General features: G+C 59.2%; 10 protein-coding genes. 5 read left to right on the forward strand and 5 right to left on the reverse strand.

Annotation, left to right across the window (positions count from 1 at the left end; translation table 11 throughout):
* Positions 1-1530: 1530 nt before the first annotated feature.
* The 4 genes from ABVN21_RS08810 to ABVN21_RS08825 form a co-directional block, all read right to left on the reverse strand.
* On the reverse strand, positions 1531-2952 hold the full coding sequence (locus ABVN21_RS08810) for a TolC family protein (protein ID WP_339554458.1): 1422 nt from the start codon (positions 2950-2952) through the stop codon (positions 1531-1533).
* Positions 2952-6131, reverse strand: a complete 3180-nt coding sequence (locus ABVN21_RS08815; RefSeq protein ID WP_339554459.1) for an efflux RND transporter permease subunit — start codon at positions 6129-6131, stop codon at positions 2952-2954. Before ABVN21_RS08815 ends, ABVN21_RS08810 begins: the two co-directional genes overlap by 1 nt.
* A 15-nt stretch (positions 6132-6146) precedes the next feature.
* Complete coding sequence (gene mexE / locus ABVN21_RS08820; protein WP_339554460.1) at positions 6147-7400, reverse strand: multidrug efflux RND transporter periplasmic adaptor subunit MexE; 1254 nt, start codon at positions 7398-7400, stop codon at positions 6147-6149.
* Positions 7401-7705: 305 nt separating this feature from the next.
* Complete coding sequence (locus ABVN21_RS08825) at positions 7706-8623, reverse strand: LysR family transcriptional regulator (protein WP_034146545.1); 918 nt, start codon at positions 8621-8623, stop codon at positions 7706-7708.
* A 269-nt stretch (positions 8624-8892) separates the two neighbouring features.
* On the opposite strand from ABVN21_RS08825, the gene ABVN21_RS08830 reads away from it, so the two are divergent.
* The 5 genes from ABVN21_RS08830 to pgm all read left to right on the forward strand — a co-directional run bounded on the left by ABVN21_RS08830 (position 8893) and on the right by pgm (position 15149).
* Positions 8893-9915, forward strand: a complete 1023-nt coding sequence (locus tag ABVN21_RS08830; RefSeq protein ID WP_339554461.1) for a zinc-dependent alcohol dehydrogenase family protein — start codon at positions 8893-8895, stop codon at positions 9913-9915.
* Between the two features lie 184 nt (positions 9916-10099).
* A complete protein-coding gene (locus tag ABVN21_RS08835) occupies positions 10100-10357 on the forward strand; it encodes a hypothetical protein (protein WP_339554462.1) in 258 nt (85 codons plus the stop codon).
* A 121-nt stretch (positions 10358-10478) separates the two neighbouring features.
* Entirely contained in the window at positions 10479-11957 is a 1479-nt protein-coding gene (locus ABVN21_RS08840) for a hypothetical protein (RefSeq protein ID WP_339554463.1), read from the forward strand.
* A 37-nt stretch (positions 11958-11994) separates the two neighbouring features.
* Complete coding sequence (locus tag ABVN21_RS08845) at positions 11995-13395, forward strand: PLP-dependent aminotransferase family protein (protein ID WP_339554464.1); 1401 nt, start codon at positions 11995-11997, stop codon at positions 13393-13395.
* A gap of 107 nt (positions 13396-13502) precedes the next feature.
* Positions 13503-15149: a phosphoglucomutase (alpha-D-glucose-1,6-bisphosphate-dependent) gene (gene pgm / locus ABVN21_RS08850; RefSeq protein WP_339554465.1), complete on the forward strand. Its 1647-nt coding sequence runs from the start codon at positions 13503-13505 to the stop codon at positions 15147-15149.
* Positions 15150-15300: 151 nt separating this feature from the next.
* On the opposite strand, the gene ABVN21_RS08855 is transcribed toward pgm, so the two are convergent.
* Positions 15301-15996, reverse strand: a complete 696-nt coding sequence (locus ABVN21_RS08855) for a pirin family protein (protein WP_339554466.1) — start codon at positions 15994-15996, stop codon at positions 15301-15303.
* Positions 15997-16098: the final 102 nt, after the last annotated feature.

Here is a 16098-nt window from a genome sequence, read left to right on the forward strand (position 1 = left end):
CTGTAGGAGCTGGCTTGCCAGCGATGGCGTCAGCACGGTCAACATCGCGGTTGCCTGACACACCGCCATCGCGGGCAAGCCCGCTCCTACGGCATTTCGAGTCGTTCACAATTCCCGCCTCCACCCAAAATCCCCGTAGGAGCTGGCTTGCCAGCGATGGCGTCAGCACATTCAACATCACCGTTGCCTGGCAGACCGCTATCGCGAGCAAGCTTGCTCCTACAGCATTTTGGGGCGCCCACAATCCCCGCATCCACCCAAAATCCCCGTAGGAGCTGGCTTGCCAGCGATGGCGTCAGCACATTCAACATCACCATAGCCTGGCAGACCGCTATCGCGAGCAAGCTTGCTCCTACGGCATTTCGAGTCGTTCACAATTCCCGCATCCACCCAAAATCCCCGTAGGAGCTGGCTTGCCAGCGATGGCGTCAGCACATTCAACATCATCGTTGTCTGTCAGACCGCCATCGCGAGCAAGCTTGCTCCTACGGCATTTCGAGTCGTTCACAATTCCCGCATCCACCCAAAATTCCCGTAGGAGCTGGCTTGCCAGCGATGGCGTCAGTACGGTCAACATCGCGGTTGCCTGGCAGACCGCTATCGCGAGCAAGCTTGCTCCTACGGCATTTCGAGTCGTTCACAATTCCCGCATCCACCCAAAATCCCCGTAGGAGCTTGCTTGCCAGCGATGGCGTCAGTACGGTCAACATCGCGGTTGCCTGGCAGACCGCTATCGCGAGCAAGCTTGCTCCTACGGCATTTTGGGGCGCCCACAATTCCCGCATCCACCCAAAATCCCCGTAGGAGCTGGCTTGCCAGCGATGGCGTCAGCACATTCAACATCACCATTGCCTGGTAGACCGCTATCGCGAGCAAGCTTGCTCCTACGGCATTTCGAGTCGTTCACAATTCCCGCATCCACAACAATCCCTGTAGGAGCTGGCTTGCCAGCGATGGCGTCAGCACATTCAACATCGCGGTTGCCTGGTAGACCGCTATCGCGAGCAAGCTTGCTCCTACGGCATTTCGAGTCGTTCACAATTCCCGCCTCCACCCAAAATCCCCGTAGGAGCTGGCTTGCCAGCGATGGCGTCAGCACATTCAACATCGCGGTTGCCTGGTAGACCGCTATCGCGAGCAAGCTTGCTCCTACGGCATTTCGAGTCGTTCACAATTCCCGCATCCACAACAATCCCTGTAGGAGCTGGCTTGCCAGCGATGGCGTCAGCACATTCAACATCGCGGTTGCCTGGTAGACCGCTATCGCGAGCAAGCTTGCTCCTACGGCATTTCGAGTCGTTCACAACTCCCACATCCACCCAAAATCCCCGTAGGAGCTGGCTTGCCAGCGATGGCGTCAGTACGGTCAACATCGCGGTTGCCTGACACGCCGCCATCGCGGGAAACCCCGCTCCCACAGGGATTGGTGTTACCAACCGAGCAGGCAAAAAAAAGCCCCGCGACCGAATGAGGCAGCGGGGCAAAGGAATTGGTTGGTTGCGGCCAACCAAAGGAGCTCTTTGAAAATCGTTACTTGCTGGCGACCGTCTCTGGCTGCCAGCCACCGCCGAGGGCCTTGTAGATCGCGACGATGCCGCGATACAGGTCGACTTCAGCCTGGGCCTGGGTGTCTTCTGCTGCCAGACGCTCGCGCTGGGCGTCGAGTAATACAAGGAAATCCACCGTGCCTTCGCGGTAGCGGATTTCCGCCAGATTGGCAGCGGATCGGCTGGACTCGCTCTGACGAATCAACGAAATCAGGCGCTGCTGGCGTTTGCCGTAGTCGCTGAAGGCGTTTTCCGACTCTTCAAGGGCCAGCAATACTTGTTGCTCGTAGGTTGCCAGGGCGCCTTCGGCATCGGCATCGGCACCGCGTAAACGGGCACGCACACTGCCCAGGTCGAACGCCGCCCACGTGATGCTCGGGCCGAGTGCCCAGGCATTGGCAGCCGAAGAGCCGATCTGCGAGCCACGCCCGGCCGTGAAACCGAGGAAGCCGCTGAGGCTCACGCGCGGGAACAGATCAGCCTTGGCAACGCCAATGCGCGCTGTGGCCGACGCCAATTGACGTTCGGCGCTGAGGACGTCCGGACGGCGTTGCAACAGCTCGCCCGGATCACCGATCGGCAGGGCCTTGGCAATCGCCGGCAGGTTTTTGGGGCTCAGGTCCACGCTCAACTTGTCCGGGCGTTCACCCAGCAGGGTGGCGATACGGTTTTTCTGGCGCACCTGCTCAGCCTGCAATTGCGGGACGCTGGCTTCGACAGAGGCAAGGCGTGCATCTGCACGCTCCACATCGAGCTGATCGCCAACGCCGGCGTCACGCAGGCTGATGGTGATTTTGCGCGACTCCTGCTGGTTCTGCAGGTTGGCCAGGGCGATTTTCTCGCGCAATTGCGCACCACGCAGCTGGCCATAAGAGTCCACCAATTCGGCAATCATGGTGACTTGCAGTTGATACAGATCCGCCTCGAATGCCTGTTGTTCGGCATTGGCCGACTCCAGATTGCGCTGGATGCGGCCAAACAGGTCGATTTCCCATGCCATGTCCAGACCCAGGTCGTAGCGTTCGCTATTGACCCGGTCGGTGGTCTCGCCGGGAATCTGTCCTTTGCCCAGATCACTGCTGACGCGGCTGGTGATGGTCGGCATGGCGTCATTGCTGACGTCATCGCGAATCGCCCGGGCTGCTTTCCAGCGGGCGAAGGCGACGCGCAAGTCACGGTTGCCCTTCAAGGATTGCGTGACCAACTGGTTGAGGGTCGGGTCTTCAAACTGCTGCCACCAGATGCCTTCGAAGCGCGAGCGATCAAAGTTTTTCTGGCCGGCCGCACCATCGGTCACCGCAGTGATGTTGGCCGGTTCAGAGGCTGGGGTCTTGTAGTCCGGGCCAACGGCACAGGCGCTGAGCGCCAGTACCAGCAGGCTCGGCAGGAAGGCTTTCAAACTCATCAGTGCGACTCCAGCTTCAGGTTGGCCTTGGCTGCTTTGCGCGCTTGGCCGCGTTCGACAAAGTTGCGAATCAGTACGTAAAACACCGGCGTCAGCAACAGTCCAAAGAAGGTCACCCCGAGCATCCCGGAGAACACCGCCACACCCATGGCGTGACGCATTTCCGCACCGGCACCGCTGGAGAACACCAGAGGCACAACACCCATGATGAACGCGAAGGAGGTCATCAGGATCGGCCGCAGACGCAGGCGGCACGCTTCGAGCACGGCGGCCAGCGGGTTCATGCCTTCAAGCTGTTTGTCCTTGGCAAACTCGACGATCAGAATCGCGTTCTTACAGGCAAGCCCCACCAGTACGATCAAGCCGATCTGGGTGAAGATGTTGTTGTCGCCACCCGAAGCAATCACACCGGTGATGGCCGACAGCAGGGTCATCGGTACGATCAGGATCACCGCCAGTGGCAGGCTCCAGCTTTCGTACTGCGCCGCGAGCACCAGGAACGCCAGCAGTACGCAGAGCGGGAACACGAACAGCGCAGTGTTGCCGGACAGAATCTGCTGGTAGGTCAGGTCGGTCCATTCGTAGGTCATGCCGTTCGGAAGTTCTTCCTTGAGCAGTTTCTCGATGGCTTTTTCGGCCTGGCCGGAGCTGTAGCCGGGGGCGGCGGCACCGTTGATTTCTGCGGTGACGAAACCGTTGTAATGCGAGACGCGATCCGGGCCCGAGGTGTCGCTGACCTTGATGAACGTCGCCAGCGGGATCATCTCGCCTTTGTTGTTACGCACTTTCAGCTGACCGATCTGGTCGGATTCGAGGCGGAACTGCTGCTCGGCCTGAACGTTGACCTGGTAGGTACGGCCGAAGCGGTTGAAGTCGTTGGCATACAGCGAACCCAGGTAAATCTGCAGGGTGTCGAAGATGTCACTGACGGCCACGCCGTGGGTCTTGGCTTTTTCCCGGTCGATGGCGGCATCGACCTGCGGCACGTTCACGGTGTAGCTGGTGAACAGCCCGGCCAGTTCCGGAACGCTGTGGCTCTTGTTGATGATGTTCATGGTTTCTTTGTACAGCTCTTCGTAGCCGAGGTTACCCCGGTCTTCGATCTGCAGGCGGAAACCACCGATGGTGCCCAGGCCTTGTACCGGCGGCGGCGGGAAGATCGCCATGTAGGCTTCCTGAATCCCGGCGTACTGGCCGTTCAACGCACCGGCAATTGCACCGGCGGACATGCTCGGGTCTTTACGCTCGTCGAACGGTTTCAGGGTCACGAACACGATGCCGGCGTTCGGGCTGTTGGTGAAACCGTTGATGGACAGGCCAGGGAAGGCCACCGCACTTTCCACACCCGGCTGTTTCAGCGCCAGATCGGACATGCGTTTGATCACATCTTCGGTACGGTCCAGGCTCGCGGCGTCCGGCAGTTGCGCGAAGGCCACCAGGTATTGCTTGTCCTGGCCGGGTACGAAACCGGTCGGCGTGCTGGAGAAACCGAAGAACGTCAGCACCATCAGACCTGCGTACAACAGCAGGGCGATACCGCTGCTGCGGATGACACGGGCCACCGTGCCGACGTAACCATGGCTGGCTTTTTCAAAGAAACGGTTGAACGGACGGAACAACCAGCCACCGAAGATTTTGTCGAGGACCTTGGAGAAACGGTCTTTCGGCGCGTCATGACCTTTCAACAACACGGCCGCCAGTGCCGGCGACAGGGTCAGCGAGTTGAAGGCCGAGATCACCGTGGAAATCGCGATGGTCAGGGCGAATTGTTTGTAGAACTGCCCGGTCAACCCGGAGATGAACGCCGCTGGAATAAACACCGCACACAGTACCAGCGCCGTGGCGATGATCGGGCCGGTCACTTCACGCATGGCCCGTTTTGTTGCCTCGACCGGCGTCAGTCCCAGTTCGATATTTCGCTCGACGTTTTCCACCACCACGATCGCATCGTCGACCACGATCCCGATCGCCAGTACCAGGCCGAACAATGACAAGGCGTTCAACGAGAAGCCGAACAAGTGCATCACGGCAAATGTACCGATCAGCGATACCGGCACCGCCACCAACGGAATGATCGAGGCGCGCCAGGTTTGCAGGAACAGGATCACCACCAGAACCACGAGGATCAGCGCTTCGAACAGGGTATGGACCACCGCCTCGATGGAGCCGCGCACGAAGATCGTCGGGTCATAGACGATGCTGAAATCCATGCCTTCCGGGAAGTTCTTCTTCAGCTCGGCCATTTTCGACCGCACTTCGTTGGAAATCTCGATGGCGTTGGAGCCAGGGCGCTGGAAGATCGGGATCGCCACCGCCGGTTGGTTGTTCAGCAAGGAACGCAGGGCGTACTGGCTGGAACCCAGTTCGACGCGAGCGATGTCTTTGAGACGAGTGATTTCACCGTTGTCGCCGGAGCGAATGATGATGTTCTCGAACTCTTCCTCGGACACCAGGCGGCCCTGGGTGTTGACCGACAACTGGAACGCCGTGGCATTCGGGGCGGGTGGCGCACCCAGCGCACCGGCAGCGACCTGACGGTTCTGTTCACGGATTGCAGTGACCACATCAGTCGCGGTCAGGTTACGCGAAGCAGTCTTGTTCGGATCGAGCCAGACCCGTAGCGAGTAATCGCCCATGCCGAACAGCTGTACATCACCGACACCGCCCAGACGCGCCAGCTCATCCTTGATGTTGAGCAAGGCGTAGTTGGACAGGTAGAGCATGTCGTAGCGTTTGTCCGGCGAGGTCAAGTGCACAACCATCGTCAGGTCGGGCGACGCCTTGTCCACGGTGATACCGATGCGCGTCACTTCTTCGGGAAGTTTCGGCTCGGTCCGGGTCACGCGGTTTTGCACCTGCACCTGCGCGTTATCCAGGTCAGTGCCCAGGGCGAAGGTGATGGTCAGGGTGATCTTGCCGTCGGCGGTCGACTGCGAGGACATGTAAAGCATGTTCTCGACGCCGGTGATCGCTTGCTCCAGGGGAGCGGCCACGGTTTCACCGATGACTTTCGGGTTGGCCCCCGGGAAGTTGGCGCGTACCACAACGGTCGGCGGCACCACTTCCGGGTATTCGCTGATCGGCAATTGGAACAGCGAGATCGCACCGGCAATCAGGATCAGCAGCGATAGCACCGCTGCGAAGATCGGCCGGGAAATGAAGAATTGGGAAAAATTCATCGGAGTCGTTATCCCTTAACCGCGTGGAGTCGCAGCAGCCACTTTCACAACCGTACCCGGCGCGACCTTGGCAGGCGCGACTTGAGGCAGGTTGCTGGCTTCCAGCGCTTGTCGTTGTTGTGCCAGTGCCGCGAGGGTTTGCTCGCTGGCCATCGGGATCACTTCAGGGGTGACCGGCGAACCGGGACGTACCCGTTGCAGACCCTTGACGATGATGGTGTCGTCCTTGTTCAGACCGTTGCGCACGATGCGCAGGCCTTCGATTTTCGGACCCAGCTCGACCGCGCGGTAGGCAGTTTTGTTGTCGGCATCCATCACCAACACAAACTTCTTGCCCAGGTCAGTGCCGACCGCTTCGTCGTTGATCAGCATGGCGCTGTAGGTACCGCTGCCCACCAGTTTCAGGCGTGCATACAGGCCCGGGGTGTAGCTGCCGTCGCTGTTGTCGAACACGGCGCGACCACGGATGGTGCCGGTTTTCGGGTTGACCTGGTTGTCGACGAAGTTCATCACGCCCTGGTGCGGGTTGCCGTCTTCGTTGGACAGGCCCATGTAAACCGGGGTGGTGGCGCCGCGTTTGCCCTGGCGAGCGAGTTGCGTGTACTTGAGGAACACGCGCTCGTCAGCGTCGAAGTAGGCGTAGACCTTGTCGGTGGAAACCACGCTAGTTAGCGGGGTGGTATCGGCGGTCACCAGGTTGCCGGCGGTGATTTCAGCACGGCTGACGCGACCACTGATGGGTGCGGTGACACGGGTGAAGCTCAGGTTCAGTTTGGCCAGGTCCAGTTGCGCTTGAAGGGCACCGACGGCGGCGCGGGCTTCCTGGGCAGCGCTGGTACGCGAGTCGGCCAGTTCCGCGGAAATCGCGTTACTGGTCCGCAGGCGTTCACCGCGCTGGGCTTCGTTTTCGCTGCGGGTGGCGTTGGCGCGGGACTGGGCGACCAGTGCTTCGAGGCGGCGGACCTCAGCCTGGAACGGACGCGGGTCGATCTGGAACAGCAGATCACCTTTCTTGACCAGCGCACCTTCAGTGAAGGCCACTTCGTCGATCTGGCCGGAGACCCGTGGACGAATCTCTACGGTTTCCGGCGCTTCAAGGCGACCGGTGAATTCGTCCCACTCGTTGACTGGCTGCTCCAGCACCTTGGCTACGCTGACTTTGGCAGCGGGCAGGGTGGCGGCAGTTTCCGGAGCCTTGCCGCAGGCGCTCATCACCAGAACGGCCAAGACGGCCAACGGGAAGCGCAAATGTTTGAATGACTGTTCCATGGATGCATCCGCCAATGTATTGAAGATTGGCGAATCATGCGCGGCAGGGTGGTATCGGACGAATCGAATGGGGCGAAGGTAACTATCATTCGGAATGATAGGAGAACCCAAGTTAGCTCTCTAGCCTGCGCCTTGCGTAAGGAGGGGATCAACGTGATTGATGGCAATTCTGTATTTCCAGAATTGCAAAGGTCTGGTTTTAGACCGCGTCGCGGCTATCGCTGGCAAGCCAGCTCCTACAGATTTGCGCTATCTCTGTGGGAGCTGGATTGCCAGCGATGGCGTCAGAAGCCTTGATAAAGAACTCAAGCCAGACTATCCGGATCCCCGAAGAACATTTGTATCCGCGAGCGCAACCAACGCTCCCCCGGATCATTGTCCTGCGACCCGCGCCACGCCATGTGCAACTCAAAGCTGCGCACCGGTAACGGTGGGTCTTCCGCCCGTACACCGCCCGCAGCGGTCAGCGCGTCGGCGGTGTAGTCCGGCACGGTGGCGACGATATCGGTTCCGCTCAACAGCGTGCTCAACCCGTTGAACTGCGGCACTGCCAGCACCACGTGACGTTTGCGCCCGAGCTTTTCCAGTTCTTCATCTATAAAGCCGCTCAGGTCGCCGGCGAACGACACCAGCGCATGGGGACGGGCGCAGAAGTCATCCAGGCTCAATGGTCCTGGCACAGTGTCGGCGCGCAACAGTTTCGGCGAACTGCGGCGCAGCACTTTGCGCTTGGCGTTGGCCGGCAGGTCGGTGGTGTAGCTGACGCCGATTGAAATTTCCCCCGAGGCCAACAAGCCAGGCATCAGAATGTAGTTGACCCGCCGCACCACCAGCACGATTCCCGGGGATTCGGCACGCAGGCGCTTGAGCAACATCGGCAGCAGGGCAAATTCGACATCGTCCGACAGACCGATGCGGAACACCGCAGTGCTGGTGGCCGGGTCGAACTCGGCCGCACGACTGACGGCGGTTGAGATCGAATCCAGTGCGGGAGAGAGCAGGGCGAAGATTTCCACTGCCCGGGCGGACGGCTCCATGCTGCGGCCGGTTCGCACAAACAACGGGTCATCGAACAGGCCGCGCAGCCGCGAAAGCGCCGCACTGATGGCCGGCTGGCCGAGGAACAGCTTCTCGGCCGCGCGCGTCACACTGCGCTCGTGCATCAATGTTTCGAATACGATTAACAGGTTCAGGTCGACACGACGCAGGTCATTACGATTCATCTGGAGTCCTGGCAGAGTCAGCAAACTTGACGTGAGCGGCCATATGAGAACAATGGCCAGCAAGAATATTACGGGGAAAGGCTGGTACTCTGCACCGAGTAATTCAGTTTTCCTACAAAGGCTGCTTCGGTTTCATACGACATTTGACGATGTTGACGCCGCTGCGGAATCAATGACAGGCATGTCGACTATTAATAGCCACTGATAGTGTTGGGTTGAAAGCCCAGCTAGAGTTCATGGCATTAGAGGTTTATTTGGCGAGGTTTGCGATGTCCCGCACGATCCGTTTTCACAAATTTGGTCCGGCCGAGGTGCTCAAATGCGAAGAGCATGCGGCTGCTTTGCCTGCACCGGGTGAAGTGCAGGTGCGCGTCGAAGCCATTGGCATCAGTTGGTATGACACCCTCTGGCGCCAGAACCTGGCGTCGTCCCGTGCTCAACTGCCTGCCGGTATTGGCCAGGAAATGGCCGGTGTCGTCACTGCGGTCGGTGAGGGTGTCGATGACCTGGCTGTCGGTGACAAGGTCGCCAGTTTCCCGGCTCAAAGCCCGAACGATTATCCGGTCTACGGCGAGTTGATTGTGCTGCCGCGCTCGTCGCTGACCCGTTATCCCGACGTGCTCAGCCCGATCGAAGCCAGCGTGCATTACACGCCACTGTTGATCGCTTATTTCGGCTACGTCGATCTGGCACGAGTCAAACCCGGGCAATTTGCCCTGGTCACCGACGCCAGTCACTGCGCCGGCCCTTCGTTCGTACAACTGGGCAAAGCCTTGGGCGTACGCGTGATCGCCGCCACTAAAACGGCGGATGAGCGCGAATACCTGCTGTCGCTGGGTGCCGAGAAAGTGATCGTCACCGAAGAAGAAGATCTGCTGATGCGGATTAACAAAATCACCGACAACCGCGGCGTGGATGTGGTGTTCGATGGTTTGGGTGGCCCACAGATGTCGCTGCTTGGCGATGTGCTGGCACCGCGCGGCAGCCTGGTCCTATACGGCCTGCAAGGCGGTAACCAGACGCCATTCCCGGCTTGTGCGGCGTTCCAGAAGAACATTCAGTTCTTTGTGCACTGCATCGGCAACTTCACCGGCAAGCCTGAGCTGGGCATCATCCAGGACCAGGTGGCACTGCAGCGTGCCTTGCGCGACATCAACCAGCTGACCGCCGATCGCGTGCTGCTGCCGCTCAAGACTCGGGTCTTTCCATTTGCGCAGGTGGTCGAGGCGCACCGCTACATGGACGAATGCCCATGCCGCGAACGGGTCGCCCTTCAGGTCGAACCGGCTTAACCCCCTCAAAAAGTCCGTGCCCGCACGGACTTTTACTTTTAGCACCCGCCAATACGAGACGTCCCATTGACCTGTCGATGGGCCGGTTCAGCAACTGAACTGGTTTTTGCTCTCGATCTGTAGCTTCTAATCAATATCCAAGCCCTGATAATTGGATGATTACTTTCATCTCAAGGAATGAGTCATGACTGGGTATCAGGCTGATACTTTTCAATGTCCACGGTTGATGAAATATCAACAACTAGTAGACTTCTTCGAAGTTTCCGAAAAAAAGCGGATAACTTCTTTCTTTATTTCTTGTACTAAACGTCTGTGGGAATGTGTCGGACATTTCCTAGGACGCATGGCATATTCGCATCAGGCCCAGCCTGCCGGGCTTTTCAGCGGTTCTGAAGGTGTGCATTGCGCCAGTACCTGCCAAACAATTCAAATGTTGGCTTAAAAACTTAAGTGTTAGCATTTAGCAATAAAGTCCCGAACTTCAATCATGCCCAGGCAATCCCTTGCACTGTGCGCGCAGCTGTTTGCACCGTATCGAACTTACGAGCACCAGGTAAATCAAGATGACCAACATTCATGATCAAGCGATGAACTATGTCTATCAACAAGTGCTGCAGCGCCTGCTGAGTTTTTTTTCCCGCGCCGAGCGCACAGCATTGCAGTTGTTGATTCAACGCTTGGCAGTCGCCGCCGGAGGCATGGATCGAATAGGCGACTACAAGGTGCTGGCGGTCCAGACCGGTTCCCGTGACAGCTGTTACAGCCTGGCATTGCTGCGCGCAGCTCAGTTGACGATTGCCACTCGGGCGCCGGCGTCGTTCAAGTTGCGGGTGGCGACCCTGCGCCTGAATGGCAACAGCCAGACCGCGCTGGAAAACATCCATCGCACCTGCAGTGCCTTGTTCGTCTACGACGATCCCCGGGTCGAAGTGCTGATGGTCGATCACCGCGAAGTCTTGCCGTTCGATCATGAGGCGCCAATTTGCGAAACCGGGCGCGAGGCCAGTCGGATGAACTTGCTGATGATGGGCCATCGCTGCACTTCGGACGGGCCGCTTGAGCTGGCCGACGATGGCTATCTGGCCACGGGCGAGTTCTATGGACAAATCGCCCGATGGAACCATGGTGTCGATGCGTTGGTGAGCGGCGACACACCCCGTCAACAGAAGCAGTTTATCGAGGGGTTGAAACGCGCGGCCGCCAAGGCCGGAATCGCTACACCGGATCACCACGAGCCCGGTTACAGCGCGCTGTTCCCGCTGCTCGACGCCATGGGTAGCGACTGGTACCAGGGATTTTTTCCCGAACAGGAGCAAGCGCCGTGGCGTCCGGCAGAGCAATTCGAGTCTTGTCGCCGTAGTACTTTCATCAGCATTCACGATCTGTTGGTCAGCAATCTGGAAGAACGTTGGCCGCTGCTCAGCGAATTTCTCGGGTTCAAGGCAGACGAGGTGGCTGCTCAACTCAGCGATAACGAATTCGTCAGCTTCTCTGTCGCGGCGCATATTCATGGGTTGCAGTCCTGCTTCATGCAGAGTCGCACCTACGCGGCGGGTGTCGCGCAATACCTGCAACGCGCTCTGGTAATGATGCGCCGCAAGCAGCTACCGGAGCGTCTGTGTGAGCAAGTGGTGGAGGCCTTCGGTCAACCGGAGGTGCTGGCTGAACAGCGTGTGCGGACAGCCGCCGAAGCTCAACGTACCCTTGGTTTGAACGAGGCCCAATGGGTGTGCCTGCTGTTCGCGCCATTTGTCGAACAGGGCGCAATGCTTGAACGCTTCTTGCGCCAGTGCCATCCGGGCATGCTCGTTGCGATGCCTGACTTGCACCGTGCCATGCAGGGGCATACGGTTGCCGACCAGATCATGCAATGGATGGTTGACGTCAGCGGTTTGTCTGTCAGCCAGATTGGCAAGCTCTACCAAATGGGACCGGTATCCGCGCGTCAAGGCCAGGTGATTGATACGACGAGCGATACGGGATCTCTGATCGAAGCCGACGACGTGACGTCCGTGAGCTGTGAAAAGTCAGCAGGTCGTTGAAAGTGAATGTCATCCGCCAGGCATTCGGCCCCTTGCCATGAAAGGGCCCCGTGAAACCGATTTCGCGTACCAGGCCGTATACCGTTACCTCACCAGCCTGATCAGTGAGCCTGTCAGCGATACACGCGTACGGTTGCCATCGTTGCGCCAGTTGGCAGGGCGGTTGAACGTGTCGATATCGACCATTCAGTACGCGTACTCACTGTTGGAAAAGGAAGGTCGCGTCTATTCCGTGGCCAAATCCGGTTACTTCGCACTGCCAATGCCCTCTATCAATACGCTCTACAGTGGCAATGACCTTCTCGAAACCGTTTATGTGAACGCTCGACGCCCTGGAATGCTGGTGCTGAGCGCCGACGAGCCGGCGTTGCTGCAGCCGCTCGACAGCCCTTTGTTGTTGCTCGAAAGAGAGCTGCTCCGACAATACCCGCGAGCGTCGCAGCCGGTTTCGCAACCTTGCGGCGAACTGGAGTTGCGCATGGCGCTGGCCGCGCGCTACACCACGTCACCCATGCGCTGCTGGCACGCCGATGACGTTTACATTGGCGCGGACCTTCGTGGCGTGCTGGAGATATTGATCGACGTGCTCGCCCTCAAGGGCACCACGGTGGTGGTCGAGTCGCCGTGTGACTGGGCGATATTGCGTTTGCTTCAGGCCGCGAGCGTGCGGGTGATCGAATGGCCGGTCCTGGCTGACGGCGGTCTGGATATCGATCACCTGGAGGAGGTACTGAAAACCGAACCGGTGCGATTGGTGATGGTTTCATCCGCACTGAGCATGCCCCGAGGCAGCAGGGCATCCAACGAAAACCGGTTGTCTGTGGCATACCTGCTGGAACGGCATGACAGTTGGGTGCTGGAAAACGATTGTTACGGTGAACTTGGATTCGAAACGGATGGCTTGCGGTTTCGCGAGCTATTGGCGCCCGAGCGGCTGATTGTGTTCTCCACGTTCGAAAAGATCATCGGTGCGGAAGCCCCCTACGGTTATCTGCTTTCGCGCCATCTGCGCGCTGAATTGCAGCGACACTTTCTGTTTCGTGCCTTTCGGCTGTCACCGATTCGCCAGAAGGCCATCGCTCGTTTGTACAGCAATGGACGCATCGACCAGCACTTGCAGGTGCTACGGCGGCGACTCAAGGACGGCAAGGTGCAGATGACGCAACTGCTGCAGGAACGGTTGGGTGAAGCTTTGCAGTTCGTCGAGCCTCAGGGAGGTGCGACCATCTGGGTTCGTTCCTTGCGCCGCGTCGATGTGCGTCGGGTGTTCCAGCGCCTGCTCAAACACCAGGTGGTGATAGCGCCGGGCGAACTCTTCAGTCTGCAAGGCCTGCATGCGCAACACCTGCGCTTGAGTCACGCCGTCGGCGGCGATCACGACCTCGCTGTCGCGCTGAGTTTGTTGGGAGACGCCTTGCGCCTGGAAACGATCGACTGAGCAGGGCTTGAAAACATCGTCCACACTGATGGATCGATCCCATCGCGCTACGGTCAAAGTGCCAGTAAACTGCGTCCCTAATCCTGAACCACTCCAGAGGTTTTTGCATGACTCTCAGTCCTTTTGCGGGTAAACCGGCACCGGCAGAATTGTTGGTCGACATCCCGCGACTGGTAACGGCTTATTACACCGGCCAGCCCGATGCCGCCATCTCGACCCAGCGGGTCGCCTTTGGTACATCCGGGCACCGGGGTAGCTCATTCGACTTGAGTTTCAACGAATGGCACGTTCTGGCGATCAGCCAGGCGATCTGCCTGTATCGCGAAGCCCAGGGCATCGATGGCCCGCTGTTTGTAGGCATCGACACCCACGCGTTGTCTACGCCGGCCGGGGCCAGCGCCCTGGAAGTGCTCGCCGCCAACGGCGTGACCGTGATGATTGCCGAAGGTGACGAATTCACCCCGACCCCGGCCATTTCCCACGCGATTCTTTGCTACAACCGCGGCCGTACCACTGGCCTGGCAGACGGCATCGTTATTACGCCATCCCACAACCCGCCGCAAAGCGGTGGCTACAAATACAACCCTACCAACGGTGGTCCGGCCGATACCCACATCACCAAGTGGATCGAAGCCAAGGCCAACGAGCTGCTGGGCAACAAGCTCGCCGGCGTCAAACGCATCAGCTACGAGCAGGCGTTGAAGGCCGGCACCACCCATCGTCATGACTACGTGAACACCTACGTCGCCGACCTGATCAACGTCATCGACTTCGACGCCATCCGCGACGCCAAGCTGCATCTGGGTGTCGATCCGCTGGGCGGAGCAGGGGTGCGCTACTGGTCGGCAATTGCCGAGCACTACCGTCTGGACCTGGAGGTGGTGAACAAGCAGGTGGACTCGACCTTCCGTTTCATGACCGTCGACTGGGATGGCCAGATCCGCATGGACCCATCGTCCACCCACGCCATGCAGGGCCTGATCGGCCTGAAAGAGCGCTTCGACGTGGCGTTTGCCTGCGATCCGGATCACGACCGCCACGGCATCGTGACTCCGTCCGGCGGTCTGCTGGCGCCGAACAATTACCTCGCGGTATCGATCGACTACCTGTTCCAGAACCGTCCGCAATGGCGCGCCGACGCGGCCGTGGGTAAAACCGTGGTAAGCAGCGGTTTGATCGATCGCGTGGCAAAACGCCTGGGACGTCGTCTGTACGAAGTGCCGGTCGGCTTCAAGTGGTTTGCCGATGGTCTGTTCGACGGATCGCTGGGCTTTGGCGGTGAAGAGAGCGCCGGTGCTTCGTTCCTGCGCAAGGACGGTAGCGTCTGGTGCACGGACAAGGACGGGCTGATCCCGGCTCTGCTGGCCGCGGAAATGACCGCACGCACTGGTCGGGACCCGAGCCAGGCTTATCGCGCGTTAACGGATGAATTGGGCGAACCGTTCTCGGTGCGTGTGGATGCCAAGGCCAACCCGGAACAAAAAGCCCTGCTGAGCAAGTTGTCGCCGGATCAGGTCACCTCGACCGAATTGGCGGGGGAACCGATCCAGAGCATTTTGAGCCACGCCCCGGGTAACAACCAGGCGATTGGCGGTTTGAAGGTCATGACCGAAAACGGCTGGTTTGCGGCGCGTCCGTCGGGCACTGAAGACATCTACAAGATTTACGCCGAAAGCTTTGTCAGCGACGATCACCTCAAGCAGTTGGTGGCTGAGGCGCAAACCCTAGTGGATGGCGCGATTTCTGCGAAGTAAGTAAGGGCCCCATCGCTGGCAAGCCAGCTCCCACAGGGATCACACCGAACCTGTAGGCGCTGGCTTGCCAGCGGTGACTGCAGTATTGGCGCCGCATAAACAAAGGGGCGACCAAAAATGGTCGCCCCTTTTTTGCCCGGCATTTACAGCATCAAGCCAGATCCACCAACACGATCTCGCTGTCCTCGATAGCGGTTACCCGCAACACCTGTTCCCGCTCAACCGCAACACCATCGCGAGCTTGTGCACGCAAGCCATTGACTTCAATCACACCCGTGGCGGGCACGAGGTAAGCGCGACGGCCACTGTCCAGCTGATATTCAGCGGTTTCACCGGCCTTCAGGTTCGCCGCCACCAAGCGCGCATCGGCGCGGATACGCAGGCTTTGATCATCTCCGGCCTTGCCGCTGGCCAGGGTCACGAAGCCTTCGCGCTGACCTTTCGGAAACGGCTTGGCGCCCCAGGATGGTGCCAGGCCGGATTCGTTAGGAATGATCCAGATCTGGAAAATCTTGGTCGGCGTCGCTTCCAGGTTGTATTCGCTGTGAGCGATCCCGGTGCCGGCGCTCATGACCTGAACGTCACCCGCTTCAGTACGACCCTTGTTGCCCAGGTTGTCCTGGTGGGTGATCGCACCTTCGCGGACATAAGTGATGATTTCCATGTCCCGATGCGGGTGCTGCGGGAACCCGGTGCCGGGAGCGATTACGTCGTCGTTCCAGACCCGAAGGTTGCCCCAGTTCATGCGTTTCGGGTCGTGGTACTCGGCGAACGAAAAATGGTGATGGGCATCCAACCAGCCATGGTGAGCGCCACCGAGGGAATTGAAAGGTCTGAGTTCAAGCATGATCGTCTCCTGAAAGGTTCGTCATGGGGCGGTGCGCCTGGACCACGAAGCGAGACCGGTGGTTGATGGTGGGCATCATCCGTCAGGCACTGATCGATAAAA

Source organism: Pseudomonas sp. MYb327 (assembly GCF_040438925.1).
GTDB lineage: Bacteria > Pseudomonadota > Gammaproteobacteria > Pseudomonadales > Pseudomonadaceae > Aquipseudomonas.